The organism is Planomonospora parontospora (genome assembly GCA_014647935.1).
GTDB classification, from domain to species: domain Bacteria; phylum Actinomycetota; class Actinomycetes; order Streptosporangiales; family Streptosporangiaceae; genus Planomonospora; species Planomonospora parontospora.
Genome location: BMQD01000004.1, coordinates 295,298 through 321,587, shown reverse-complemented (window position 1 = coordinate 321,587; position 26,290 = coordinate 295,298). Strand labels below are relative to the sequence as shown.

Annotated in this window: 22 protein-coding genes; 13 read left to right on the top strand and 9 right to left on the bottom strand. The window is 73.8% G+C overall.

The genetic code is table 11. From position 1 onward, the window contains the following. Window positions 1–148 precede the first annotated feature (148 nt). Window positions 149–1,312, top strand: coding sequence for an acyl-CoA dehydrogenase family protein (locus IEZ07_RS08930; protein WP_068894531.1), 1,164 nt, complete (start codon window positions 149–151; stop codon window positions 1,310–1,312). Window positions 1,313–1,573: 261 nt separating this feature from the next. Here the strand turns inward: IEZ07_RS08930 and IEZ07_RS08925 are convergent, their stop codons facing one another. Both IEZ07_RS08925 and IEZ07_RS08920 read right to left on the bottom strand, forming a co-directional pair. After that, window positions 1,574–1,939: an STAS domain-containing protein gene (locus IEZ07_RS08925; protein WP_068894532.1), complete on the bottom strand. Its 366-nt coding sequence runs from the start codon at window positions 1,937–1,939 to the stop codon at window positions 1,574–1,576. Window positions 1,940–1,991: 52 nt separating this feature from the next. Next, complete coding sequence (locus tag IEZ07_RS08920; RefSeq protein WP_191894294.1) at window positions 1,992–3,494, bottom strand: LCP family protein; 1,503 nt, start codon at window positions 3,492–3,494, stop codon at window positions 1,992–1,994. A gap of 64 nt (window positions 3,495–3,558) precedes the next feature. Between IEZ07_RS08920 and IEZ07_RS08915 the strand changes: the two genes are divergently transcribed. Next, window positions 3,559–4,581, top strand: coding sequence for a glycosyltransferase family 2 protein (locus IEZ07_RS08915; RefSeq protein WP_191894362.1), 1,023 nt, complete (start codon window positions 3,559–3,561; stop codon window positions 4,579–4,581). A gap of 22 nt (window positions 4,582–4,603) precedes the next feature. Here the strand turns inward: IEZ07_RS08915 and IEZ07_RS08910 are convergent, their stop codons facing one another. Continuing rightward, the gene (locus IEZ07_RS08910) at window positions 4,604–5,353 is read right to left on the bottom strand and encodes an IspD/TarI family cytidylyltransferase (RefSeq protein ID WP_239319717.1); all 750 of its coding nucleotides are present in this window, start codon (window positions 5,351–5,353) and stop codon (window positions 4,604–4,606) included. A 149-nt stretch (window positions 5,354–5,502) separates the two neighbouring features. Between IEZ07_RS08910 and IEZ07_RS08905 the strand changes: the two genes are divergently transcribed. The 6 genes from IEZ07_RS08905 (at window position 5,503) to IEZ07_RS08880 (ending at window position 11,583) form a co-directional block, all read left to right on the top strand. After that, on the top strand, window positions 5,503–7,230 hold the full coding sequence (locus IEZ07_RS08905; protein ID WP_191894293.1) for a CDP-alcohol phosphatidyltransferase family protein: 1,728 nt from the start codon (window positions 5,503–5,505) through the stop codon (window positions 7,228–7,230). Next, on the top strand, window positions 7,227–7,889 hold the full coding sequence (locus IEZ07_RS08900) for a DUF5941 domain-containing protein (protein WP_275413793.1): 663 nt from the start codon (window positions 7,227–7,229) through the stop codon (window positions 7,887–7,889). The genes IEZ07_RS08905 and IEZ07_RS08900 overlap by 4 nt, the downstream gene beginning before the upstream one ends. 90 nt (window positions 7,890–7,979) lie before the next feature. After that, window positions 7,980–8,714, top strand: a complete 735-nt coding sequence (locus IEZ07_RS08895; protein WP_068895200.1) for a phosphocholine cytidylyltransferase family protein — start codon at window positions 7,980–7,982, stop codon at window positions 8,712–8,714. Window positions 8,715–8,719: 5 nt separating this feature from the next. Continuing rightward, window positions 8,720–9,760 (top strand): iron-containing alcohol dehydrogenase family protein, encoded by a 1,041-nt coding sequence (locus tag IEZ07_RS08890; RefSeq protein WP_191894292.1) that lies wholly within the window; start codon window positions 8,720–8,722, stop codon window positions 9,758–9,760. Further along, window positions 9,738–10,505: a CDP-alcohol phosphatidyltransferase family protein gene (locus IEZ07_RS08885; RefSeq protein WP_068894537.1), complete on the top strand. Its 768-nt coding sequence runs from the start codon at window positions 9,738–9,740 to the stop codon at window positions 10,503–10,505. Before IEZ07_RS08890 ends, IEZ07_RS08885 begins: the two co-directional genes overlap by 23 nt. 196 nt (window positions 10,506–10,701) lie before the next feature. Next, window positions 10,702–11,583 (top strand): glycosyltransferase family 2 protein, encoded by an 882-nt coding sequence (locus tag IEZ07_RS08880; RefSeq protein WP_084007994.1) that lies wholly within the window; start codon window positions 10,702–10,704, stop codon window positions 11,581–11,583. Window positions 11,584–11,775: 192 nt separating this feature from the next. On the opposite strand, the gene IEZ07_RS08875 is transcribed toward IEZ07_RS08880, so the two are convergent. From IEZ07_RS08875 to IEZ07_RS08855, 5 genes are all read right to left on the bottom strand, one after another. Next, window positions 11,776–12,513, bottom strand: coding sequence for an acetoacetate decarboxylase family protein (locus IEZ07_RS08875; RefSeq protein ID WP_191894291.1), 738 nt, complete (start codon window positions 12,511–12,513; stop codon window positions 11,776–11,778). After that, window positions 12,498–13,589 carry a glycosyltransferase gene (locus tag IEZ07_RS08870; protein ID WP_239319716.1) on the bottom strand — a complete coding sequence of 364 codons (1,092 nt, stop codon included), beginning with the start codon at window positions 13,587–13,589 and terminating at the stop codon, window positions 12,498–12,500. Before IEZ07_RS08870 ends, IEZ07_RS08875 begins: the two co-directional genes overlap by 16 nt. 100 nt (window positions 13,590–13,689) lie before the next feature. Then, window positions 13,690–15,474 carry an acyltransferase family protein gene (locus tag IEZ07_RS08865; RefSeq protein ID WP_191894289.1) on the bottom strand — a complete coding sequence of 595 codons (1,785 nt, stop codon included), beginning with the start codon at window positions 15,472–15,474 and terminating at the stop codon, window positions 13,690–13,692. A gap of 227 nt (window positions 15,475–15,701) precedes the next feature. Then, window positions 15,702–17,291: an LCP family protein gene (locus IEZ07_RS08860; RefSeq protein ID WP_191894288.1), complete on the bottom strand. Its 1,590-nt coding sequence runs from the start codon at window positions 17,289–17,291 to the stop codon at window positions 15,702–15,704. 174 nt (window positions 17,292–17,465) lie between these two features. Next, entirely contained in the window at window positions 17,466–18,929 is a 1,464-nt protein-coding gene (locus tag IEZ07_RS08855; RefSeq protein ID WP_239319715.1) for a hypothetical protein, read from the bottom strand. Window positions 18,930–19,145: 216 nt separating this feature from the next. Here IEZ07_RS08855 and IEZ07_RS08850 point away from each other — a divergent pair, with 216 nt between their 5' ends. From IEZ07_RS08850 to IEZ07_RS08830, 5 genes are all read left to right on the top strand, one after another. Further along, window positions 19,146–21,275, top strand: coding sequence for a hypothetical protein (locus IEZ07_RS08850; RefSeq protein WP_191894287.1), 2,130 nt, complete (start codon window positions 19,146–19,148; stop codon window positions 21,273–21,275). 54 nt (window positions 21,276–21,329) lie between these two features. Further along, complete coding sequence (locus tag IEZ07_RS08845) at window positions 21,330–22,298, top strand: permease-like cell division protein FtsX (protein WP_191894286.1); 969 nt, start codon at window positions 21,330–21,332, stop codon at window positions 22,296–22,298. Beyond that, window positions 22,282–23,208: a permease-like cell division protein FtsX gene (locus tag IEZ07_RS08840; RefSeq protein WP_191894285.1), complete on the top strand. Its 927-nt coding sequence runs from the start codon at window positions 22,282–22,284 to the stop codon at window positions 23,206–23,208. The genes IEZ07_RS08845 and IEZ07_RS08840 overlap by 17 nt, the downstream gene beginning before the upstream one ends. A gap of 120 nt (window positions 23,209–23,328) precedes the next feature. Continuing rightward, window positions 23,329–24,222, top strand: coding sequence for a glycosyltransferase family 2 protein (locus tag IEZ07_RS08835; protein WP_301549313.1), 894 nt, complete (start codon window positions 23,329–23,331; stop codon window positions 24,220–24,222). Window positions 24,223–24,235: 13 nt separating this feature from the next. Further along, complete coding sequence (locus IEZ07_RS08830) at window positions 24,236–25,357, top strand: glycosyltransferase family 4 protein (RefSeq protein ID WP_191894284.1); 1,122 nt, start codon at window positions 24,236–24,238, stop codon at window positions 25,355–25,357. Here the strand turns inward: IEZ07_RS08830 and IEZ07_RS08825 are convergent. Then, complete coding sequence (locus IEZ07_RS08825) at window positions 25,300–26,277, bottom strand: lysylphosphatidylglycerol synthase domain-containing protein (protein WP_239319714.1); 978 nt, start codon at window positions 26,275–26,277, stop codon at window positions 25,300–25,302. The genes IEZ07_RS08830 and IEZ07_RS08825 overlap by 58 nt on opposite strands. Between the last annotated feature and the right edge of the window lie 13 nt (window positions 26,278–26,290).

Below are 26,290 nucleotides of genomic sequence, written 5' to 3'. Positions count from 1 at the left end.
GTGGATCCTTTCGGTTCTGCCCAATCCGACCCGGACAGGGTATCGGCATCCTTGACCGGAATTTTGCCGCCCGACCTGCGGGGCGCAGCGGCGCACATCACAGGCGTCCGGTCGGTGCCCACTTTGTTGGACGTCCTAGTATTTTCCCATGAGCTTCCCTCTCTACGCGCTGCCCGAGGAGCACCAGATGCTCCGGGAGACCGTCCGTGCCCTCGCCGACGAGAAGATCGCCCCTCGGGCCGCAGAGGCCGACGAGACGGGCGAGTTCCCCTGGGACTCCTACAAGGCGCTCGCCGCCGCCGATCTGCACGCCGTGCACGTGCCCGAGGAGTACGGCGGCGCCGGCGCCGACGCGCTCGCGACCGTCATCGTCATCGAGGAGGTGGCGCGTGCCTGCGCGTCGTCCTCGCTGATCCCCGCCGTCAACAAGCTCGGCACCGTGCCGCTGCTGCTGTCGGCCTCCGAGGAGCTCAAGCAGCGCTACCTCGCGCCGGTCGCGCGCGGCGAGGCGATGTTCTCCTACGCCCTGTCCGAGGCCGAGGCGGGCAGCGACGCGGCCGCCATGAAGACCCGCGCGGTGGCCGACGGCGACCACTACGTGCTCAACGGCGCCAAGATGTGGATCACCAACGCCGGGGTGTCGGAGTACTACACGGTGATGGCCGTGACCGAGCCCGGCGCCGGCGCGCGGGGCATCTCCGCGTTCGTCGTGGAGAAGGGCGACGAGGGCGTCAGCTTCGGCCCGAAGGAGAAGAAGCTCGGCATCAAGGGCTCCCCGACCCGGCAGGTCATCATGGAGGACGTCCGCATCCCGGCGTCCCGGATGATCGGCGCCCCCGGCACCGGCTTCAAGACCGCGCTGGCCACCCTGGACCACACCCGCATCACGATCGCCGCCCAGGCGCTCGGCATCGCCCAGGGCGCGCTCGACTACGCGGTCGGCTACGTCAAGGAGCGCAGGCAGTTCGGCAAGGCCATCGCCGAGTTCCAGGGCGTGCAGTTCATGCTCGCCGACATGGCGATGAAGCTCGAGGCCGCCCGCCAGCTCACCTACGCCGCCGCCGCCAAGTCCGAGCTGGCCATGCACGGCGAGCCCCAGGCCGACCTCACCTTCTTCTCCAGCGCCGCCAAGTGCGCCGCGTCCGACGCCGCCATGGAGATCACCACCGACGCGGTCCAGCTCCTCGGCGGGTACGGCTACACCAGCGAGTTCCCGGTCGAGCGCATGATGCGCGACGCCAAGATCACCCAGATCTACGAGGGCACCAACCAGGTCCAGCGCATGGTCATGGCCCGCCAGCTGCTGAAGTAGGCGGCTGAGCGGCGGAAGCGCGTTTCCCGCCGGGATCGTTCCCCGGCCTCGGGACGGTCTCCGAAGTGTTCTCTTCCGTCCCCGATCCGTGCGACGCGGAGCGGGGACGGAACAGGGGCCCGTATCCGCTGAAGGGGGCGGGGAGGCGAGTCCTGCCGGACGGGGCCGTCCGTCCCGGTCCGATGTCGGCAGGGCGGGACGGCGGGACCGTACTGGAGGGCACCGCTGCCCCGGAGAGCGGGGGCTCCGCGGGCGGAGGGGTCAGGCCGCGGCGTCGAAGGTCGCGAGGGCCTCGTGCAGGCTGCCGCACGTCTCGAAGTGGCGATCGAGATTGGTGATCGTCAGCAGGTGGGTGATCATCCCGGGAGCGGTCACGAGGACGAGGCGGCCCCGGGCGTCCCGTACCCGGGCGAGCGTCCCCACCAGGACGCCGAGCCCCACGGAGTCGCAGAAGGGCACTTCGGTCAGGTCCATCACCAGGCAGGGCCTGCCCGGAGGATCGAGCACCTCGTCGATCGCGGCCCGGAACCGGGGGGCGGACGCCATGTCGAGCTCGCCCTCCGCCTTGATCACCGTGCAGGAGTCGTCGCGCCATGTCCGGACGTTGAGTGCAGGAACCACGATCATCACCTCCGCCGGGTTCCCACTGCCCGAGATCAGGGCTGCTATGCGTCGTATGTCACTTTTTGCAGATGTTCTGCGTCGCGGTCCTGGCGGTGGGCGAGGCGGTGGGGGCGGCGCTGGCCGGGGCGGTCGGGGCCTCGGTGACGGCGACCTCCCGGACGCCTGAGTACTTCCGGCCGACGATGACCTCGATCCCGTCGCCGAGCTCCTCGACGAGGCGCAGCTCCGCGCCGGGGAGGGCGGCGGCCACGGTCCGGGCCGAGTCCTCGCGGCCGGGGCCGTACCGGACGACCGGGGCGTCGTGGTCCCTGCGCTGGGTGTTCCCGGCGGCCTGGGGGACGAGGAAGCCGGCCTTGAGGAGGGCGTCCCTGGCCCGCCCGCCCAGACCGGTGACCGTCGTGCCGTTGAGCACCTTGAGGGAGATCCGCGAGGGCGGCACGGTCAGCGCGCCGGCCGAGGGGGTGGCGGCCGGGGTGGGCTTCGGCGTCGCCGCCTTGGCGGGCCCGGACGGCTCGGTGAGCGGCTCGTCGGCGGCGATCCGGCGGAAGAGCGCACGGGCGGCGGCGGTGTCCCAGAGCACGGCGGACTCGCCGGTCGGGGTCTTGTGGTCCACGTCGGCGATGGGCACGGTGGCGAAGGCGACGTCGTCGGTGGAGACGTCCTTGAGCTGCTCGGCCAGGCCGAGCAGGTCCTGGCGCAGGGCGTCGTCGACGCGGATCGTGGAGAGCGCGGTGTCGAGGAAGCCGGCGAGCCTGGCGGGGTTGGTCAGCGTGTCGCTGCTCAGCGCCTGGTTCAGCAGGGCGGAGATGACCTGCTGCTGGCGGTCGATGCGGTCGAGGTCGGAGCGGGCGGTGGCCCGGGTGCGGGCGTAGGCGAGGGCCTTGACCCCGTCGAGCTCGTAGGTGCCCGGCTGGAGCGCGAGGGCGGTCTTCGGGTCGTTGATCGCGACCGGGGTGCACACCGAGACGCCGCCGAGCGCGTCGACCACGTTGATGAAGCCGAGCACGTTGACCTCGACGTAGTGGTGGATCGTCAGGCCGGTGGCGTTCTGCACCGTGCGCACGGCGAGCTTGGGGCCGCCGAGCTGGTAGGCGGCGTTGATCTTGTGCTCGCCCTTGCCGGGGACCGTCGTCCAGGTGTCGCGGGGGAGGCTGACCACGGTGACCCTGCGGTGGTCCTCCGAAAGGTGGATCACCATCATGGTGTCGGTCCGCTGCCCGGACTCGCGGCCCAGCTTGAGCTGGTTCTGCTGCTTGCGGGTGAGGTCGTCGCGCCGGTCCACGCCGACGAGCAGGATGTTCATCGCGCCGGTGGAGCGCGCCCCCGGGACGCCCGCGTCGACCGGGGTGATCTTCCTCGTGGTGAAGTCCGTCAGCGCCCAGGCGGCCCCGGAGCCGGCGAGGACCAGGAGCGAGAGCGCCCCGGCCGCGACCAGGTTGCGCCGCCGGGAGCGAGCGCCCCTGGCGGACCTGCGGTCGCGCCTCGGAGCCACCCGGACGCCTCCGTAGGCGTCGCCGCCCACGTGCACACCCGAGTCCTCGTCCTCCGGGTCGCGCATCAGCCCCCCTAAGCTCCGACTGGGTCGATGAGGTACCCGTTCGTACAGTAGCGTGAGCGACGCCATGAAGCAGTTCCCCGACTCGCCCGCGCCGGCGTCGTCTCCCGAGACACGCGTCTGGCCCCCCGTCTCCGTCGTCATCCCGGTGCTCAACGAGGAGCGCCACCTACGGGAGGCGGTGAACCAGGTCCTCTCGCAGAAGTACGGAGGACCCATCGAGGTCGTCCTGGCGATCGGCCCGTCCCGGGACCGGACCCAGGAGGTCGCCGACGCGATCGCGGCCGAGGACCCCCGGGTGACCGTGGTCCCGAACCCGACCGGACGCACCCCCAACGCCCTCAACGCCGCCATCGCCGCGTCCAGGAACGGGATCATCGCCCGGGTGGACGGCCACGCCATGCTCCCGGAGGACTACCTCCAGGTCGCGGTGGAGACGCTGGAGGAGACCGGCGCCGACAACGTGGGCGGCGTGATGGCCGCCGAGGGGATCACCCCCTTCGAGCAGGCCGTGGCCCGGGCCATGACCTCCAAGATCGGCGTGGGCGGCGCCCGGTTCCACACCGGCGGCACCGCGGGCCCGGCCGACACGGTCTACCTGGGCGTGTTCCGGCGCGAGGCGCTGGACCGGGTGGGCGGCTACGACGAGCACTTCCAGCGCGCCCAGGACTGGGAGATGAACCACCGCATCCGCTCCACCGGCGGCCTGGTCTGGTTCCAGCCCCGGATGCGCGTCTCCTACCGGCCGCGGCCGGACATCAGGGCCCTCGCCAAGCAGTACTTCCACTACGGCCGCTGGCGGCGCGTGGTCGCCCGCACCCACGAGGGCACGATCAACCTGCGCTACCTGGCGCCCCCGATGGCGGTGCTGGCCATGCTGGCCGGCCTGCTGGTCTCGCCGTTCTTCTGGCCGGGCCTGCTGATCCCCGGCGGCTACGTCGCGGCGATCGTGGCCGGTTCGGCGGTGACCGGAAGCGGCCTGCCGCCGGGCGCGCTCCTGCGGCTCCCGCTCGTCTACGCCACCATGCACGTCTCGTGGGGCTGGGGCTTCCTGACGAGCCCGGCGAGCCTGGCCAGGCCGGAGCGCTGATCCGCGGTCCGGGCCCCGGGCCTCAAGAGCCCGGGGTCCCCGCGGCGAAGCGCAGGAGCGTCTCGGCGACGAGCACATCCACGGGATGGGTGACCTTCATGTTGAGCTCGCTGCCGGGCACGATGTGGATCGGCACGTCCGGCAGGTAGCGCAGCAGCACGCCGCAGTCGTCGGTGGCCGGCCGGTCCGCGAAGCCGGGGTCGGCCAGCGCCCGCTCGTAGGCCTCGCGGATCACCGGCAGCCGGAAGCACTGCGGGGTCTGGGCCCGCCACAGCCGCGACCGGTCCGGGACGTCGCCGACGGTCTCGCCGTACGGCCCGGGCGCGGTCACCACGATCGTGTCGGAGCTCGGGACGGCCACCTCCACGGCCGGATGGACCCGCAGGGCCTCCGCGCACGCGGTGATGATGCGCGGCTCCAGCAGCGGGCGCGCGGCGTCGTGCAGGAGCACGTCGCAGTCCCGGTCGCCCAGCGCCTCCAGCGCCCGCCAGGTGGTCCCGGTACGGCTCGCGCCGCCCTCCAGCACCCGGCCGACCTTCCCGAAGCCGTTGCGGGCGACCAGCCGCTCCACCTCCGCGGTGAAGCCGGGGGTCATCAGCACGAGGACCTCGTCGATCTCCGGAGCGGCGTCGAACACGGCGATCGCGTGCTCGATGATCGTCCGCCCGGCGATCTCGATGAGCTGCTTGGGGGTGCCCCGGCCGACCCGCTGGCCGACCCCGCCCGCGAGGACGACTGCGACGGCCGGGCGGCGTGGTTCAGGAACGGTCAAGGCGGCAATCCTCCGATGATGCGCGTAGAGCGAGGTTAGCGGTTGGGCGCGCCGGTCGCGCTCCCGTGATATCCCGTCAGGATCTCGCTACGCTGGGTGCGCTCTCCCCGATTCGCACGGTGACCCCGTCGGATGCGAAGGAGCCCGGCTTGCGCGACTCCACCCCTGTCCCCCCGTCTCCGCCACCCCCCTCCGGCACCTCCCCGACGACCGCCGTCATCCTGGCCACCACCGCGGCGGCATCGCTGCGCTGCGGCGACGGCACCCTGGTCGACCGGCTGACCGCCCAGCTCGGCACGCTCCCGGTCCGGGAGGTGCACGTGGTAGGCCGGTCCGGCGCCGTCATCCGCGCCTCCGACGGCACCCACCTGATCGGGTCGCACGGTTCGGCGGGGCTCGCCGACGACCTGCGCCGCATCGCCCGGGTGGCGCGTGAGGCCACGGGGCCGGTGGCCGTGCTGGCGGGTGACCTGGTGGCCCACACCGAGTCGCTGGCCGTGCTGCTGGACCATCCCGCGCGCGGCACCGGGGCGGTGGTGGCGGTGGAGGAGGACGGCGACGGCCCGCTGCACCCGCCCGTCCGGGTCGAGGACGGCCGGGTGGTGGCCGCGGGCCTCCCCGGGCGGCGCGTCGCCGGGGCCAACGGCACCTTCCGCGGGGTGCTCCAGGTGGGCGACGGCGATCTGGCGAGCCTCGCCGAGGTCGCGGAGGAGCTGGCCGCGCGGGCCGAGGCCGAGGGACCCGGGGGTCCCGGCGGGTCCGGGCCCGGCGGCGCGGGGGCGGGCGAGCTGCTCCTGGCCGGTCTGGTCCGTTCGGGCGTCGCCGTGCGTGCGGCCGGGCCGGGACGGCTCCACTGCGACCGGGTGGCCGGCAGGATCGCGGCCGAGGCCGCCGTGCGGCGCCTGACCGAGGTGGACGAGGACCGCGCCCGCCTGGAGGCGGCGGTCAAGGGCGACGACGGCTTCTTCACCACCTACTTCGTGAGCTCCTGGTCGCCGCACCTGGTCCGGCTGGCCGCCGGGCTGCGGCTGACGCCGAACGCGGTCACCGGGTTCTCCGTCGGCCTGGCCGCGCTCTCGGCCGTCTGGTTCTCGGCGGGGACGCGCGAGGCGCGGGTCGCCGGGGCGGTCCTGCTCTACCTGTCGTTCGTGCTCGACTGCGTGGACGGCCAGCTGGCGCGCTACACCCGCGCGTTCTCCCCGCTCGGCTCGTGGCTGGACGCCACCTTCGACCGGGTCAAGGAGTACGCCGTCTACGCGGGTCTCGCCGCCGGATACGCCGCGGGCACGGCAGTGAGCACAGTGGGAGGCACATTGGGCGGCACGGTGGAGGGCGCGGCAGCGGGTACGGTGGCGGGTACGGTGGCCGCCGGCGGGGCCGCCCGGGCCGCCGCGGTGCGCGACATCTGGACGCTCGCCGTGGCCGCGCTGATCCTGCAGGTGCTCCGGCACATGGTCGACTCCGCCTACTCGGGCGCCCGCGCCGACGCGGCGGCCCGCACGGCCGCCGGCCGGGCCCTGCCGGGAGTCCGCGCCGGGACGGGACCGCCGCTGGTCCCCGCGCAGGCCCCGGCCCCGGGCCCGCCCTCCGGTGCGCCCGGGGACGAGGACGCCGACACGGGACGGGGCGCCGGACGGCCGGACGCCGGACGGGACGCGGGCGGCGTCGCCGGGCTCTCGCGCCGCCTGGAGCGGGACGCCTTCGCCCGCTGGCTCAAGAGGGCGATCGTCCTCCCGATCGGGGAGCGCATGGCACTGATCGCGGTGACCGCGGCGGTGTTCGACGCCCGGGTGACCTTCCTGTCCCTGCTCGCCTGGGGCGGCCTGGCCACCCTCTACATGCTCGGAGGCCGGATGGGCAGGTCGATGGCGCGATGAACGCCTCCCCCGCGAGCCCCGCTCCGGGACCGCTTCCGCGCGCGGCCCCGCCGCGCGGCACCGTGGCGACCCACCGCGACGACGGCGTGCCGTCCCGGGGGATGGGGGCCCTGGTGTCCGGGCAGATCCCGCCGCTGCCGCCCGCGCTCGTCGGGATGTTCGTGACCGGCGTGCTGCTGAGCATCGGCGTGGCCGGAAGCGACGACCTGGCGGTGTTCGCCCCCGTCGTGGTGCTGCTGCTGGCCGGGCCGGGCAGCTCCCACCGGCACGACGGGCGGCTCGACTGGCTGGTCCCGCCGATCCTGCGGCTGACCGAGTACGGCTTCACCGCCTCGGTGGGGTTCGCGCACGACGTGCCGCCGTGGCTGGTCTTCGCGCTGCTCGGCGCGGTGGCCTTCCACCACTACGACGTCGTCAACCGGGTGCGCCAGGACGCCCATCCACCGCCCTGGCTGGCCGCGGCCGGCCTCGGCTGGGACGGGCGGATGCTGCTGGTCGCCCTGGGCGGGCTCATCGGCCAGGCGACGCCGTTCCTGGTGCTCCTCTCGCTCTACCTGTGGGGGTTGTTCTGCTGGGAGAGCCTCACCTACTGGGCGGCGGTCCCGCGCCCCGGAACGGGCCCCGCGGAGGCCGGGCGCCGGGAGGAGAATGCCTGGTGAACCCCGGATTACACGATCAGGGGTCAAAGGGAACTAACCTTTGGGGCCAGGAGAACCCGCCGAGGGTCTCACTTGGATGAGGAGTGCACGTTGCTGGGAATGGTGCTGGCCGCCGGGGCCGGACGACGCCTGCGGCCGTACACCGACACGCTGCCCAAGGCGCTCGTGCCGGTCGACGGTGACACCACGATCATGGACATCTCGCTGCGGAACCTCGCGGCCGCCGACCTCCGTGACGTCGTGGTCATCGTCGGCTACCAGGCGCAGGCCGTACACGAGCGCAAGGCCGAGCTGGAGCGGCGGCACGGTGTGAAGCTCACCCTCGTGCACAACGACAAGGCCGAGGAGTGGAACAACGCCTACTCCCTGTGGTGCGCGCGCGACTACTTCGATCAGGGCGTGCTGCTGGTCAACGGCGACACCGTGCACCCGGTCTCGGTCGAGCACACGCTGCTGTCGGCCCCGGCCACGAGCGACATCCTGCTCGCGGTGGACGACGTCAAGAAGCTGGCCGACGAGGAGATGAAGGTCGTCCTCGACGGCGACGGCCACCTGGAGCGGATCACCAAGCTGATGGACCCCGCCTCCGCGGCGGGAGAGTACATCGGCGCGACCCTGATCCGCCCGGGCGTCGGCGCGCGCCTGGCCGACGCGCTGCAGGCCACCTTCGAGCGCGACCCGCAGCTGTACTACGAGGACGGCTACCAGGAGCTGGTCGCCCGCGGCGAGAAGATCGCGGTCGCCCCCATCGGCGACGTCCCGTGGGTCGAGGTCGACAACCACGACGACCTGGCGAAGGCGCGGGAGATCGCGTGCCGATACTAGCCAGGATGCTCCCCGCCCCGCTGACCATGGAGGTACGGCGGGGCGCCATCGCGGAGCTCGGCTCGCTGCTGGCCGACAGCCGGGTGGCGACCTCCGGGCGGGTGGCGGTGGCGGTGGGCGCCGGCCAGGGGGACAGGATCGCCTCGGTGATCGCGCCCTCCCTGGGCGAGGCCCAGGTCTTCCGGGTGCCGGACGGCTCCGTCGACGCCGCCGTGACGCTCGGCGCGGACCTGCGCAAGGGCGCCTACGAGGCCGTCGTCGGCATCGGCGGCGGCAAGACGATCGACGCGACGAAGTACGCCGCCTCGCTGGCCGGCATCCCGATGGTGGCGGTGGCCACCAACCTGTCGCACGACGGGATCTGCTCGCCGGTGGCCTCGCTCACCCACGACAGCGGCAAGGGCTCCTTCGGCGTGCCCATGCCGCTGGCCATCATGGTGGACCTGGACTTCGTGCACGACGCGCCCCCGGCGCTGGTCCGCTCCGGGGTCGGCGACGTGGTGAGCAACCTCTCGGCGATCGAGGACTGGCAGCTGGGCAGCACCGAGCGGGGCGAGCCGATCGACGGCCTGGCCTGCTCGATGGCCCGCACCTCGGCGGAGGCCGTCATCGGCCGCCGCGACTCGATCGAGTCGGACGCGTTCCTGACCGTGCTGGCCGAGTCGCTCATCCTGTCCGGGATGTCGATGGTCGTCGCCGGGTCGTCCCGTCCCTCGAGCGGCGGAGACCATGAGATCCTTCATGCCGTGGACCAGCTCTATCCCGGCACCTCCAATCACGGCGAACTCGCCGGGATCGGAGCGGCCTTCTGCTTCTTCCTGCGTGAGGACCCCGTGCGGCTGACCCAGGTCGTCGACTGCCTGCGCGGGCACGGCCTCCCGGTCACCCCCGGCGACGTGGGGCTGAGCGCCGAGCAGTTCACGGCGGCGGTCGAGCTGGCGCCCTCGACCCGCCCCGGGCGCTACACGATCCTGGAGCACCTGCGCCTGTCGGAGTCGGAGATCAGGGATCGGGTGGAGGACTATGTCCGGGCCGTCGGTCGCTGAGCTCCGCGCGGTGGCCCAGCCGCACTCGACCATGGAGCGCAACAGCGGCGAGCACTGGGCCGGCGTGCTCTACATGCGCAAACTGTCGATCTACGTCACCTGGGTGCTGGCCAAGACGCCGATCACGCCCAACCAGACCACCTGGCTGATGATCCTGTGCGGCCTGGCGGCGGGCGCCGTCCTGGCGCTGCCCGGTCTCGGGGCGGCGGTGGGCGCGGCCCTGCTGGTCCAGGTCTACCTGCTGCTCGACTGCTCCGACGGGGAGCTGGCCCGCTGGACGCGGCGGACCTCCATCACCGGGGTCTACCTCGACCGGGTCGGCCACTACTTCGCCGAGGCGGCCCTGCTGATCGGGTTGGGCTTCCGGGCCTCGGAGACCCTCCCCGACTGGTACACCGTGGCCGGCTTCGGCGCGGCGCTCGGCGCGATCCTGATCAAGGCGGAGACCGACCTGGTCGACGTCGCGCGGGCCCGCTCGGGTCTGGTGGCGGCGACGGAGTCCTCGGCCGAGCAGTTCCGGTCGCGCGGCCTGGGCCTGGCGCGCAAGGCGGCGGCGGCGCTGAAGTTCCACCGCGTCGTGCAGGCGGTCGAGCTCTCGCTGCTGGTCGTGGTGGCCGCGGTCTGGGACCTGGTGAGCGGCGGCCTGGCCGCGACGCGGGTGCTCGCGGTGGCCTGCGTGGCGGTCGCCGCCCTGCAGATGGTCCTGCACCTGGTCAGCATCCTGGCGTCCCGGCGGCTGTCATGAGGAACCGGACGGCGTCCCGGTGCGTCGTAGGTGCGGACACCTTGCCGTTCGGTGGGTGTTCGCCGACGCTTCCGATACGCTTGTCCCCTGGTGGATCGCCAGACCGCGGTTCAGCCACAATCGTCCGCCCCAGCAGACTCGGTGATCATGAAAGTATGTCCCGCACGTGCTCTCGACGCGTCAAGGCGATGACCCGTTGAAGATCTCGTGCGTCATCCTCACCATGGGCAACCGGATCCCCGAGCTGGACCGGGCGGTCGAGTCCGCGCTGAACCAGGACGACGGCGACGTCGAGGTGGTCATCGTCGGCAACGGCGCGGACGTCCCCGAGCTCTCGGTCGGCGTGCCCCCCGGCTCGTCGGCGACGATCAAGACGGTCCGGCTCTCGCACAACGCGGGCATCCCGGCGGGGCGCAACCGCGGCGTCGAGGAGTGCTCCGGCGACGTGGTGCTCTTCCTCGACGACGACGGCTGGTACGGCGAGCGGACCCTCGTCTCCCATCTGCGGGAGCGCTTCTCCACCGAGCACGACCTCGCGGTCGTCTCCTTCCGGGTGATGGACCCCGACGGCGGCGCCGGGCAGCGCCGCCACGTCCCCCGCCTGCGGGCGGGAGACCCCGAGCGGTCCTCCCCGGTCACCACCTTCCTGGGCGGCGCCTGCGCGATCCGCCGCTCGGCGTTCCTCCAGGTCGGCGGCCTGCCGGAGCGGTTCTTCTACGCCCATGAGGAGACCGACCTGGCCTGGCGGCTGCTCGGCGAGGGCTACCGCATCGAGTACGACGCGCAGACCGTCATGTACCACCCGCAGGTCCCGCCGACCCGCCACGCGGACTTCTACCGGCTCAACGCGCGCAACCGCGTCTGGCTGGCCCGCCGCAACCTCCCCTGGCCCCTGGCGTTCCTCTACCTGCTCAACTGGGTCGTCCTCACGCTGGTCCGCGAGCGTTCCCGCCCGGCGCTGAAAGCCTGGTTCCAGGGGTTCCGCGAGGGCCTGCGGGAGCCCGCCGGCGAGCGCCGCCCCATGGGCTGGAAGACCGCCTGGCGCATGCTCCGCCTGGGCCGCCCGCCCATCGTCTGACCTGTCCGGTCCTGCCGACACCGGGTCGTCCCCGGCGCGCTCGGAGCCCCCTGGGCGGCCAGGGCCTCCCGGGACCACCGCGGAGCGCCCGGATCCGACTCCCGGCCTGCGGAGCCCGCAGAGGGCCCGGACGTGCCTCGCCTGCGGAGGGCTCGGACGCCCAGGAGGCCCCGACCCGCCTCCCGACCCGCCTCAGAGCGCCTTGGCCTCGCCGAAGGCCATGGCGGTGTGGTCGACGGTGAGGGTCATCAGAGCCCGCTTGGGCAGGCCGAGCTCGCTCAGCTCCCTGGCGACGGGGTGGTTGCCCAGGCGGACCAGCGCGCCGCCGGGGCGCGCCCGCACCCCGCGCGGGAAGACCGACCAGGGGATGCGCCGGGTCACGCCGTCGAGGTGGCTGTAGGCGTCGGCGGGCGTCGCGGCGCCGGGCGCCGGCACCCGGAACCCCGGCCTGACCAGCAGGTCGAGCACCAGGCGGCCGTCCTTGCGGACGATGCACCGCTTGTACGGCGAGGCCAGCCGCAGGTCGATGTCCGCGAGCTCCTTGGGGAACCCCCAGATCGACCGGCCCGCCTCCAGGGTGAAGCCCTGGTCGACCGGGAGCCAGTGGACGAAGAACCCGGCCCCGGAGCGGCGCAGCTCGGCCAGGTTGGCGCGCAGCCCCCGGCGCGGCGGCGGGCCCGCCTCGGGCGGCCGGATCATGAAGGCGACGCCGAACTCGTGGTAGGCGTCCAGGTCCCCGTCGGCGTAGTCGACGAACGCCAGCGTGCACAGGGCCCTGCCGGGCAGGACCTCGGCGGCGTCCAGCCCCGAGTAGGCGAGCACCGCCCGGGCCGCGTCGGCCCGCACCAGATAGGAAGCGCTGCAGACCGTGGCGTCCCGGACGCGCACGGGCATGCTCACGTCGCGTCCCTGGATCAGATGGCGTGCCATGGTTCCAGTGAACCAAGCTCCCGGCCCGCCGTCACCGGTTCCCCGGCCCATTCCTCCAGCAGGTTGACGAAGGCCGCGGCGTGGGCCGACCAGTCGTGGTGCAGCGCCGCCTCGGCGCGCCCGCGGGCGCCTGTAGCCGCCGCGCCGGAGGGGTCGTCCCGCAGCGCCAGCACGGCCCGCACCGCGGCGCCGACGTCCCCGAAGGGCACGACCGCGCCGCAGCGGACCCGGTCGACCAGGGCGGCCGCGGCCGGGACCGGGGTGGTGACCACCGGGATCCCCCGGGACATGTATTCAATGATCTTGGTGGGTGCCGGACGCTCCCGGCCGGGGGAGTCGTGCCGGAACGAGAGCCCGGCGATCGAGCCCTCGGCCATCCGCAGGGCGTGCCGGTCGGGGACGTGGCCGTACCAGTCGAGCAGGCCCTCGCGCTGCGCGTCGCGCAGCAGCGGCCGGGTCCCGCCGTCGGCGGGGCCGATCAGGTCCAGCCTGATCCCGTGCGGGGCGAGTCGGCGGGCGAGCTCGACGAGTTCGGCCGCGCCCCTGGAGTGCGAGATCCGGCCGAGGTGGACGACCCGGCTCTGGTGCCCGGGCGGCAGCGGCGGCCGCCTGGGCACGCGCGCGGTGTCGGGGACGACCGGATGGGGGCCGCCGAAGCGCTCCCGGTGGGACTCCCCGGCCAGGACGAGGTGGAGGCGGCGCTCCGCACGGGACTCGATCCGGCGCACCAGCGCGGGCAGGGACCGGAACAGGCCCGCCGGGAGGCGGGCGTCGGCGGCCAGGTCGGCGGCGAGGTCCCGGGGATCCTCCCGCACGTCCCAGACGGTGGCGGGGCGGCGCCGGGGCAGCCGGAGCAGCAGCTCGACGTCGTGGACGACCAGCAGGTCGGCGCCCTCGACCCCGCGCTCCAGCGCCGCGCGGGCGGCTCCCAGCGCGCGCCGCCGGCGGCGGCCGGCCGCGCGGGGCACGTCGACCGCCCGGATCCGCGGATCGGGGGTGACGTTGCAGTCGCTGAAGGGCGCGACGTAGGTGATCTCGTGCCCGGCGTCGAGGAGCGCCCGGATCTGCCGATGCATGATCCGGGCGTCTTCGGGGTGATGGACGACCGTCCCGAAACATACCCGCATATCCCGATGTTGAGCGGTGGTTCCGTCGTCACCGGGTGCGTCGCGTGAACTACCGGGGAACCGGGGTTGAACTCTCCCGGGGCGCCGGAGGCTCCCCGCCGGTGCCCCTGGACTCCGCGGGCCGCCGGTAGAGCCAGACCAGGCGCGGCTCCAGCAGCCACTTGAAGGCCGTACGGGTCTCCGGCAGGCACAGGACGATGGCCAGGGCGACGGAGCTCGACATGATGGCCAGCACGCCCAGGGGACCGTGCAGCCAGGAGACGTCCAGCCAGCCCTGGTCCTTGGCGACGAGCACCACGACGCCGTGCAGGAGGTAGGCGTAGAGCGTGCGGGTGCCGAGGTCGGAGAACCAGGTCTCGCGCCGGGGCACCAGCGCCAGCAGCGCGACCGACAGCGCCAGCGCGGCGACCAGCATGGCCCCGCGCACGCCGAGCCCGACCCACCAGCTCATGTCCATCGACTTGAAGCTGTAGCGGAAGTAGACGGGCTTGAGGTTGACGTGCGGGGCGAGGAAGATCGCAACCCCGGCGCCGCCGGCGACCACGACCCCGGAGACGATCTTGACCCAGAGCGGCTTGAGCAGGTCGAAGTGCTCGGGCTTGAGCATCAGGCCGAGCACGTAGAACGGGAGCAGGCCGAAGAAGCGGTCGATGCTGAAGTCGCCGGAGATCTCGGAGAAGCCGGCGACCATGTAGATGACCACCGCGACCAGCAGGGGCTGCCGCATCCGGGTCCAGATCGGGGTGGAGATCCGCCAGAGCACCAGGGCCAGGAGATACCAGTTCAGCCAGGCCGGGTCGATGATGGTCAGCGTCCACTTCTGGCCCAGCGCGTAGCGGAGCACCGCGTAGCCGATCTCCACGACCACGTACGGCACCAGCATGGTGTCGACGAGTTTGTTGATCTTCGCGTTGGAGTTCCAGAAGTTCCGGCCGAGGTAGCCGCTGATCAGCACGAACGCCGGCATGTGGAACGTGTAGATGAACATGTACGCGGACTTGGCCGAGTGCGCGTCCATCGTCGGGACCAGCGAGTGCCCGGCCACGACCAGGGCGATCAGGACGAACTTCACGTTGTCGAGGTACGGCTCGCGCTTCTTCCTCGCCGGAGGGGCCGCCGGCTCGTCGGCGGGCAGGTCCTCCCCGCCGGGGGGCCGCTCCGTCACCGTGGCGGCGCCCGCGAACGGGGCGGCCGGATCCCGCCCGGGAGAGGTCTCCCAGGCCGAGAAGGGCCGGTCCGGAGGAGTCTGCCGGGGGGACGGCTGCGGAGCCCACGCGGGCGCGCGCTCAGGGGTCTGCAGGGCGTCGTGCTCCTGCCCACGAACGGCCCGTCCGGAGGCCTGTACGGCGTCGTGCTCCTGCCCCCGGGCAAGGGCGTGCGGGTCCGGCGCGGTGTCGTGCTGCTGTCCCCAGGCGTCGTGCTGCTGACCCCGGGCGGGAGCGCGTCCCGCGGCCTGCGGGGCGGGCGGGCCCGGGGGCGCGGGCAGGGGTGTGCCGACGTCCAGCGGGTCGCGCGGCGCGGGCGGCTGGGGCTCGCGGGGTCCGGGCCGGGCCTCGCGGTACGGCGGGTAGCCCCACGCGGTGACCTCGCCGGGCTCCTCCTCGGCGGGCCTGCGGCGGCTCCCCCAGCCGGAGGCGGGCTGCCCGGAGTCCGGCGGATCCGGCCAGGAGGCGTCGGACGGCGGGAAGGGCGCCGCAGACGGCTGCGCGTGTCCGGGCATCGGCCACGGGGCGGGGGTCCGGCCACGTCCGTCGGCGGGCCCCGCGGGGGCGGCGCCCTGGGCGCCGTCGTCCCTGGAGGCCGGAACCGGGAAGGAGGATCGGGTGTCGCTCACGGGGGAAACGCTCAGCTATCTGTCGGAGACGGGGGTCGGGCACGCTGGCGGGGACGCCCCGGAGGATGCGGCCGCGTGGGCCCCGTGGGTTCGCCTCGCCGACCTGCCCACCATAAACCGACCGTGCGCCACCTGTCGCACGAGGAACGGGGTTCCCCGGGGTTCGCGGGAAATCGTGACCCTTCCCGAGACGGAGGAATCCGCGCTTTCCGGTACGGCCCCGCCCGTCACTGGCAGGGGTTGGTCTTGGTGTCGACGACCTGGTCCTTGAGGGAGTCGGGGATCTTGGTGGGGACCCGGACGCCCTTCCAGTCGTCGCCGATGACGAGCTGGACGACCGGGCCGGTGGGCGACTGGGTGATCGCGGTGGCCGGGGAGTACTTGTCGGCGCTGATGGGCTTGACCTTGCCCGCGGTGGCGGGCAGCTTCTCGCCGGACAGGCGGGCGGCCAGCGCGTCGGCGTAGGCGGGGCCCTCGGCGGTGTCCTTCTTGGCGTAGCGGACCGAGGTGTTCGGCACGTTGCCGGTGGCCGGGCGGGCGTTGCCGACCTGGGTCACCACGAAGCCCTGCGCGGCGAGCTTGCCGGCGACCTCCGAGGCCAGGCCCGGCTTGTCGGTGCCGTTGAGGACCTGGACCCGGACCTGCTCGTGCTTGACGGCGGGCTTGGCGGAGGCCGTGGGGGAGGCGGTCGGGGTCACCTCGGTGTCGTTCTTGATCGACTCGAAGAGCTCGCTGGCCGCCGGCTGCCGCCAGACGACGCGGTTCTTGTCGGCGGGGTCGGCGCCCCAGGGCACGGTGATGAACTTGACGCCGCTGGCGGTCAGCGCCTTGGCGCTCATCGCGATGTCGATCAGGGCCTGCTGGTCGTCGGCCAGCTCCGGGTCCATCTTGACCGACTTGGTGGCTTCGGAGATGAAGCCGGTGAGCTTGCCGACGTCGGTGAGCAGCTCGCTGCTGGTGGCCTTCTTCACGACCTGGGTGAGGAAGACCTGCTGGCGCTTGATCCGCTGGATGTCGCTGTTGTCGCCGTAGTCGCGCAGCCGGACGTAGCCCAGGGCCTTCTCGCCGTTGAGGTTGGACCAGCCCGCGGGCAGGGTGAGCTTGGCCTTCTTGCTGTCCACCGGGGTCTTGAGGCAGACCCGGATGCCGCCGAGGGCGTCGACGATGTTCTTGAAGCCGGTGAAGTCCACCTCGACGAAGTGGTCGATGCGGATGTCGGTGAGGGATTCGATCGCGGCGATGGTGCAGGTGATGCCGCCGTCGTTGTAGGCGGTGTTGATCATCGCGTGCCGGGCGGCGACCTGGTTGCCGCTGTCGCCCTCGCAGGCGGGCATGTCCACCATGGAGTCGCGGGGGAAGCTGACGAGCGTCGCCTTGTCGCGGTTGGGGGAGATGTGCATGAGGATGATCGTGTCGGTGCGCTTGCCCGCGTTGAGCATCTTCTGGCCGTATTTGAGGTTGTCGCCCTCGCGGGTGTCCGACCCGACCAGCAGCACGTTGAGCGCGCCGGTGGCGTTCACCGGGCGGTTCTCGCCCAGCTTCTTGTTGACGTCGACCGTGGAGATGCCGCCGAAGGTGTCCCGGTAGACCTTGTAGCCGCCCAGGGTGCCCAGCACCAGCAGGCCCGTCAGGCCGATGCTGGCCCAGCCGCCCGCGCCGATCCGCCGGGCGGACCGGCTCCTGCCGCGGGGGGGCGCGGCGCTCGGCGAGGTCTCCGCCGGGGGAGGGCCGTCGTCGCCGCCGCGCCGGGAGCGGCGGGGACCCGGGCCGGACGGAGGCGTCCGGTCCTTCACGGCGACATGCCGGTGGTCGCTCATGCACCCTCCTCGACTGGCGGCAACGCGTCGTGCTGCCTCTGCTCGCTCATCGCGCCCAAAGAGTAGGACACACGGCCGGTGCGAGGGATTGTGATGGGCTGAACTTGGTCATGCCCATCCTCTTGCTCGCCACCGTGATGATCCGGTCGCCCAGCATACTCAAATTCGGACATTTCATGGAATGTTTGGCAAATTAGGTTTACCGGCCGCGAGAACCAGCGCCAGGCACGCGACCGGCACCGCCGGGAGCACGTACCGGTAGTCGAACTCCGCCGTCGCCGCGGGCATCACCAGCAGCAGCAGCGCCACCGCCCATGGCAACGCCCAGGCCGCCCGCCCGGATTCCCGCGCCGCCCTCCGCCGCCACCGCCGCCACCGCCGCAGGCCCGCCAGGACCGGCGGGGCGACCAGGATCGCCAGCAGCGCCGTGCCGGGCAGCCGGACCGCGTCCTGGTAGGCCCGCATCCAGCCGGCGTACGGCTCGACGATCTCCGTGCCGATCGGCCCCCGCTCGTAGCGCTGCGCGAACTCGGCGCCCACCGTGGCGGGGTAGCGGCCCGGCGGCGGGGGCGGCTCGGCCGGGAACTCGTAGTAGCCGTAGACCTCCGCGTCCGGGTAGACCGGGCGGTCCCAGGTGAAGGAGCGGGCCAGCTCCCCGGCGACCGAGCCCAGGTAGTCGAGCGGCTGGCTGCGCAGGGCCAGTGAGGCGAACCGCCCGGCCAGGGCGTCGTTCTCCCGGCTGAAGGTGATGCCGGGCAGCCGGACCAGCGGGGCGTCGGCGCTCCAGATGTACTCCTGGGAGGGAGGCCGCTCGGCCGGGGGCCGGGGGTCGCAGAGCACCGCCAGGTCCGGCGGGGGCCTCATCACCGCGCAGTCGGCGAACGCCATCGTCTTGGAGTAGAGGAAGACGCCGTTCGCGCCGACGAGGCCGACCCGCTGGTAGGTCGCGTGGAACCACGCCCCGTACCCCAGGACCGGCAGCACCGCCGCCGCCAGCATCACCCCGGCGACCACCGTGCGGCCCCGCGCCCGGTACAGCAGCCAGGCCGCGAAGAGGGCGGCCAGCGGGAGGCCGACCGTCCGGGTGAGCGTCGCCGCCGCGACCAGCAGGCCGATCCCGCACGCCGTACGCCGCGTCACCTCGCGGGACAGGGCGAGGAGGACCGCCGCGACGACCAGCGCGGCGAAGAGGGTGTCGGAGACCAGCAGGTGCTCCAGCTCGATCTGGTAGGCGTCCAGGAGCACGGGCGCGGAGGCGAGCGCCGCCGCCCGGCCGGGGACGCGCAGCCGCCGGGCGGCGAGGTAGACCAGGACCCCGATCCCGAGCCCGACCAGGTGCTGGACCAGGGCCACGAGGGCGAAGCTGTGCAGCGGCTCCAGCAGGCGCAGGAACATGGAGTATCCCGCGGGGCGGACCAGGTCCGGGCGGGGCTTCAGCGCGGTGACGACGTAGGTGTAGGAGTCGGGGAACCAGATCGCCGGCCGGTAGCCGAGCATCGTGATCACCCGCAGGACGGCGCCCAGGCCCAGCACCCCCAGGAACCAGCGGTGCTCGCGGGCGCGGTTCCGGACCTCCGGGAACCAGCGGTGCTCGCGGGCGCGGTTCCGGACCTCCGGCGACCACCGGCGCTCCCGCACGCGGCCCGGCGCCCATGGGGACCACCGGCGTCTCCGGGAGCGGTCGGGCGCCTCCGGGACCGGCTCGTGCTCCCGGGCCGCGCGTCCGTCCGTGAGCCACCGACGTCCCCGTGCCACTCCGGCCACCCACCGCCCCCTTCGCGCGTTGCGCGTACGCTATCGGCTCCGGCGGGCGGGGCCGTACCGGCGGGTCGCGACTACCCTGCGGAGAGGATCATGAGGACCACCTGGCCGGAACGCGTGCGCAGGCCCTCGGCGGGCCGGGTGCTCGCCGTGGCCTCGGCCGCGCCCGCGCTCGTGCTGGCGGGCTGGCTGCTCGCCGGGCTCCCGCTGCTGCTGCTCGGCTGGTTCCGGCCGCCCGCCGCGGTCCCGCTGGGCCTGGCCGCCGCCGCGCTGCTGTGCCAGTACGGCCTGCGCCGCCCGCCCGGGTCCGGACCCGGGAGCCGAGCCGCGTCCAGGGCCGGGGTCACGCCCGGGTCCGCGTCCGGCAGCGGGTCCGGGCCGGGGAGGGCGTCCGGGATCGAGGGGGCGACCCGGTGGCAGGTGGCGGGGGTGCTCGCCGTCGCGGCGGGCTCGGGCGTCCTCAACGCGCTGCTGCACAGCGAGCAGCTGGTCGTCCGCCGCGACCCCGCCACCTACGCGCAGTACGCCGTCTGGCTGGCCACCCGCGGCGCGCTGCCGATCCCGTACGGCGAGGCGGCCTTCGGCGGGCCGGACGCGGCGCTCCGCTTCGACAGCGTGGGCTTCTTCGACCACGGCGGCGCGGTGGTGCCGCAGTTCATGCCGGGCCCGCCGATGCTCTACGCGATCGGCCACTGGCTGGGCGGGCTGCCCGGCCTCCTGCTGACCCCGCCGGTGCTGGGGGCGCTGGCCGTGCTGGTGTTCGCCGGGACCGCCGCCCGGCTGGCCGGGGCCCGGTGGGCGCCGCTCGCCGCGCTGGCGCTCGCGGTCTGCCTGCCGGTGCTCTACACCTCGCGGACCACCTTCAGCGAGATCCCGTCGCTGATCCTGCTCTTCGGCGGGCTGTCGCTGCTGCTGGACGCGCGCTCCCGGCTCGGGGCCGCGTCGGCCGGGCTGGTCTTCGGGCTGGCCGTGCTCGTCCGGATCGACGGTCTGCGGGACGTGCTGCCGGTGCTGGCCTACGCGGGCCTGCTGATCGCCCTGCGCCGGGCGGGCGCGCCGGGCGGGAGGCTCGGCCCGCCGCTGCTCGGCGGGTTGCTGGCGGGGGCCGGGCTCGGCTTCGCCGCCGCGTTCCTGCTGGCCGAGCCGTACCTCGCCTATCTCGAAGCGTCGTGGAAGCCCCTGCTGGCCGTCTGCGGCGCCGTGCTGCTCCTCACCCTGGCCGCCGCCGCGCTCGCGCCCCGGCTGGCGGGCCCGTTCCGGCGGGCCGCGCGGGTCCGGTGGCTGCCGGAGGCCGCGGCCGGGCTGGTGGCGGCGGTCATGGCGGCCTTCGCGGTCCGGCCGTGGCTGCAGACCGTGACCCGTGAGGCGGTCACGCGCGAGGACCGGACGACCGCGGAGTTCATCGAGAAGACGCAGGCGGCGAACGGGCTCGCCGTCGACGGCACCCGGCTCTACTACGAGGACTCGCTGCACTGGGCGGCCTGGTACGTCGGGGTCCCGGCCGTGCTGCTGGCCACGCTGGCCGCCGCCGTACTGGCCCGCAGGCTGGTGCGGGGGAGGGCGGGCGGTTGGCTGCTCCCGCTGGCGGTGATCGGCTGGACCACGGTCACCACGCTCTACCGCCCGGCGATCACCCCCGACCACCCGTGGGCCGCCCGGAGGCTGGTCCCGGTCGTGCTGCCCGGCCTGATCCTGCTCGCGGTCTGGGGGCTGAAGCGGATCCTCCGGGCGGTCCGGGAGCGGGGGCACGGCCCCGGCGCGCGCAGGGGCGCCGCCGTCCTCGGCGCGGTGCTGCTGGTCGCGCCCGCCGCCGTCACCTCCATCGGGACCGCGTTCACGCCGGTCGGGCGGGGGGAGCGCGCGGCGGTCGAGGCGCTGTGCGCTTCCCTCCCGCCGGAGGCCTCGGCGCTCATCGTGGAGCGGGTCACCGCCGACCGGTTCACCCAGCTCGTCCGGGGGGTCTGCGGTGTGCCCGCGGCCCGGGCCGAGGTCGTCCCGGGCACCGACCTGCCGTCCCCGGCCGACGTGACCCGGCTGATCGGCCGGATCCGGGCGGCGGGCCGTACCCCGGTCCTCCTGGCCGCCGAGGCGGGCCAGCTCGCGCCGTACGGCACGCCGGTCCGGGTGATGGCGCTGCGCACCCGCCAGGACGAGCGCTCCCTCACCGAGGCGCCGAACGGCACCTGGTCCCTGTCGGTCGACGTCTGGACGGCCGTGCCCTGATGTGCCGGCGGTGATGTATGGCCGGAATGTGAGGTATTTGGCATAGTCAGGGAAATGTCGTCCGGGTATGAGGAGATCTCCTTCGGCAGCGGTGATCCCGATCGGGAGCCGTGGCTGCAGGCGTGGGCGCGGGCGCACGTCCGGGCGCTGGCGGTCTGCTTCACGGTGGTGGCCGTGCTGGTGGCGGCGGGAGCCGGGGGCCGGCACCTGTACGAGCGGTCCCGCGAGCCGCTGCCCCCGCCGGACGCGCCGTTCCCCGCCCAGGTGCGGATCGCGGCCCACCTGTGCGGCCTGGGCGCGGAGGCGTGGGCGTGCCGGGAGCGGCGCGAGGCGACGGAGGCCGACGGCCGGGCGGTCGAGGAGCGGATGAGGACGATGCCCGAGCTGGCCGAGGCGGTCCTCGTCAGCAAGGAGGAGGACCGCCGCAGGACGCTGGCCTACTACACCGACGCGGGCGAGCCGGAGAAGATCGACCTCGCGTTCCTGCACGCGCGGGTCGAGGGGACGCTCCGCCGGAGTGCGGACTTCGCCGCGGTGGCCGAGCGGCTCAGGGAGCTCCCCGGGGTCAACCGGGTGCTCCGCGTCCCCACCGACTTCTGGGCGGGCAGGGCCGACTTCGCCGTGCACCTGTGCGGGACGGACGACTGGTCCCGGTACGCGTGCCCGAAGAACCGGCCCGCCGGGGCCACGGGTTCCGCGAGCGCGGCGGAGAAGCGGGCGGTCCTGGACCGGATCTGGGCGCTGCTCGGCGCCGAGACGGTCTACCTGGAGAGCCGCGACCACCGGATCCGGCTGCTGCGGCACTACCACCCCGAGCGCCCGGCAAGCGACCCGCTGTTCCGGTTCGACAGGTCCTACGAGACCTTCTATGTCCGCTTCTCCGGCCCGGCCGACCTCCCGGCGGCCGCCGCGGCGCTGAAGTCCCTGCCCGGCGTCCGGTCGGTGGCCCCGGTCCGCGCCGAGGGGCACCCCGAGGGGCACTCGCTCGCGGCGGGGCGGGGCGGCGATGTCGTCGGGTCATGAAGAGCTCTCCTTCGGCGGCGGTGACCCGGACCGGGAGCCGCGGCTCCAGGCGTGGGTGCGGGCGCACGCCGGGCTGGTCAGGATCCTGTCCGTCTGCGCCGCGGTGCTGCTGGTGCTCGGCGCGGCCGGATTCGGGGGCCGGTACCTGTACGAGCGCTCCTTCGAGCCGCTGCCCCCGCCCGAGGCGGCGCTCCCGGAGCAACGGGGGCTCACGGTCGTCCTGTGCGAGGGCTACGGTCCCGGAGGAGGGGGCCGCTGCCCCGGACGGCGGAAGGCCACCGACGCGGAGGGCCGGGCGCTCGCCGAGCGCATGCGGGCGATGCCGGAGCTGGCCGAGGTCGTCTTCGTGAGCGGTGAGCAGAACCGCCGCGAGACGCTGGCCCACTACGCGGACCTGGGCGAGGAGCCCTCGGGGGAGGTGGTCCCCTTCCCCACGGTCAGGGCCGTCCTGCGCCGGAGCGGGGACTTCGCGGCGGTGGCCCGGCGGGTGAAGGCGATGCCCGAGGTCGACCGGGTCGAGCGCGATCCCACGGATTTCTGGTGGGGCAGGGCCGATCTCGCCGTCGCCCTGTGCGGGACGGACGACTGGTCCCGGTACGCGTGCCCGGAGAACCGGCCCGCCGGGGTGACCGGCGCGGTGAGCGCGGCGGAGCGGCAGGCGGTCCTCGACCGGATCTGGACGCTGCCGGAGGCCGAGACGGTCTACCTCCAGGACCGGGAGCACCACGCCCGGTTGATGCGCCACTACTACCCGGAGGAACCGGCCGGCGGCAGGCTGTTCCGGGTCGACCTGTCCAGGGAGGCCTTCTACGTGAAGCTCTCCGACCCGGCCGCCTTCCCCGCCGCGGCCAAGGCGCTGAAGTCCCTGCCCGGGGTCAGCGCGGTGTACCGCGTCGAGCCCAGGGAGTAGCGGCCCGCCGGCGACGGCGCCGGGAGCGCCCGAAGCGGGTGATGTGGGTCCGGGGTGCGGCCGGGCAGAGTATCCTCGCCTGCCGTGAGCACGCCCGAGACCCCCGAGAGTGGACCAGCTGTGGACGCAACGCCGTACGTCACGATCGTCCTGCCCTGCTACAACGAGCAGGACCACGTCATCGACGAGGTCGAGCGCATCTGCCGGGCCATGGACGGCAGCGGCTACACCTACGAGCTCGTGGCCGTGGACGACTGCTCCACCGACGAGACGCTGGCCCGGCTGAAGGAGGCGGCGCCGCGCTTCCCGCACATGCGGATCAGGGCGTTCCACCGCAACGGCGGGTCGGGCACGGTCCGCCGGATCGGCAGCCAGGAGGCGCGCGGCGAGATCGTCGTGTGGACCGACGCTGACATGACCTACCCGAACGAGCGCATCCCCGAGCTGGTCCAGATCCTCGACAAGGACCCCGGGATCGACCAGGTGGTGGGCGCGCGCACTACCGAGGAGGGCTCGCACAAGTTCCTGCGGGTCCCGGCGAAGTGGGTCATCCGCAAGATCGCCGAATGGCTGGCCGGGCAGCGGATCCCCGACCTCAACTCGGGCCTGCGGGCCTTCCGCAAGTCGGTCGCCAAGCCGTACCTGCGGCTGCTGCCGCCCGGGTTCTCCTGCGTCACGACGATCACGCTGTCGTTCCTGTCGAACCAGCACGACGTCTACTACCTGCCGATCGAGTACAGCAAGCGGGCCGGCAAGTCGAAGTTCAGCTTCGTCTCCGACGCCTACCGCTACATCCTGCAGGTGCTGCGGATGGTCATGTACTTCAACCCGCTCAAGGTCCTCATGCCGCCCGCCATCTGGCTGGTCTGCATCGGCCTGGCGAAGGGCGTCTACGACAACGTCAAGACCCCGTTCTACCTGGCCAACAACACCATCATCATCTTCGTGACGGGCTTGCTGATCGGCTCGCTGGCGCTGCTGGCCGACCTCATCGTGCGCTCCCGCAGCGAGTAGGGGCGGAAGCGGCATGCGGATCGCGATCGTCGGGCCGACCTACCCCTACAAGGGAGGCGGCGCCGCGCACACCACCGAGCTCGCCCACCGGCTGAGGGCCGCCGGGCACGACGTGGTGATCGAGTCGTGGCGGGCGCAGTACCCCTCGTTCCTCTATCCGGGGCGGCAGACCGCCGACACCCCCGACGGCGAGCCGTTCGGGAACGTCCGCCGGGTGCTCGACTGGCGCCGCCCGGACGGCTGGGTCGCCTGCGGGCGGCGGCTGCGCTCGGCCGACCTGGTGGTCCTGGCCGTGCTCAGCCCGGTGCAGGTCCCGCCGTACCTGGGCATCCTGTACGGCCTGCGCCGCGGGGCGAAGGCGGTGGCCCCCCGTGTGGTGGCGCTGTGCCACAACGTGCTGCCGCACGAGCGCAAGCCGTACGACACGCCGCTGATGCGGGCGCTGCTGCGCCGGGTGGACGGGGCGCTGGTCCACTCCCGGGCGCAGGCGGAGCTGGCCCGCGGGCTGGCGCCCGCGCCGGTGACGACGGCGCAGATGGCGCCGCACCTGCCCGCGGGGGCGGGGGTCGGGGCGCGGGAGCGGGCCGAGCCGGACGCCGGGCGGCGGGTGCACCGGCGGCTGCTCTTCTTCGGGCTGGTGCGGCCGTACAAGGGGCTCGACGTGCTGATCCGGGCGCTGCCCGAGGGCGTGGCGCTGCGGGTGGCGGGCGAGTTCTGGGGCGGGCAGGCCGAGACGGAGGCGCTGGTCGCCGAGCTCGGGCTGACCGGCCGGGTGGAGCTGCGGCCCGGCTACGTGGCCGCTGAGGACGTGCCGGGCCTGTTCGAGGACGTGGACGCGCTGGTCCTGCCCTACCGCAGCGGTACGGCCAGCCAGCAGGTGTGGCTCGGCCACGAGCAGGGCGTGCCGGTGATCGCCACCAGGGTGGGCACGCTCGGCGACCACGTCACCGACGGGGTGGACGGCCTGCTGGCCGAGCCGGGCTCGGTGGAGTCGCTGCGCGAGGTCCTGGCGCGGTTCTACGCGCCCGGCGAGCCGGAGCGGCTGCGCGCCGGGGTGAAGCCCGTGGACCCCGGGCCCTACTGGGCGGCGTACGTCGAGGCGCTGGTCTCGGCTGCCTCCGGAACCGGCGGCTGAGCGGCCCGGCGGCCCAGCAGGAAGCCGATCCCGGCCCAGGCCACATCGGTGAAGGTGAAGGCCAGGCGGGAGAGCACGGCGACGACCACGGCGTTGCCCGTGCCGACCGAGGGCGCGAGCACGAGGACCATCGCGCCCTCGCGCACGCCCACGCCCGCCGGGACGAACGCGGCGAGCAGGCCGCTCGCCCAGGCGAACGCGTAGGCCCCGGCGCCGAGCAGGTAGGCGGACGGGGAGAAGTCGCCGGTCAGGTCGCCGATGACCAGCCAGGCGTGCAGGCCGTAGACCAGCCAGCCGCAGACCGTCCACGCCACGGCGCCCAGCAGGGCGCGGCCGGGCAGCACCTCGTCGAGGAGGTCCCTGCGCGCCAGGCGCAGGACCAGGTTCAGGCCCCAGGTCAGGACCCTCGGGTGCAGGCAGACGACGATCACCGGGATGACCAGGGCGAGGTACCACGCCTGCTCGGCCACCGACCGGGCGGTGAACGGGAGCGTGGCGGCGGCCAGCGCGACCGCGCAGCCGAGCGAGACCACCAGGGCGATCGAGGTGCCGCTGAAGGTGCGCCGGGGCGGGCAGCCGTGGTCGCGGCCCAGCTCCATCATCGCGGCGTAGGCCCAGACCGATCCGGGGACGTACTTGCCGAGCTGGCCGACGAAGAGCACCCGCGCGGCCACCCCGAGCGGGAACGGCGAGCCGAGCCCGGCGACGACCCGCTGCCAGGCGACCATCATGAGGCCGGCCCCGGTCATCACCGCCGTGAACGCCCCGGCGGGGGACCACCAGGACAGCCGGGCGAGCGCGGAGACGGTGCCGTCCCAGTTGCGGTGCAGGCCGTACCCGGCGAAGGCCAGGGCGACCAGGGCCAGCAGGACCCGGAGCAGGCGGCTGGTCCGCAGGCGGCTGAGCAGACGGCTGAGCATCCGCTCAGGGTAC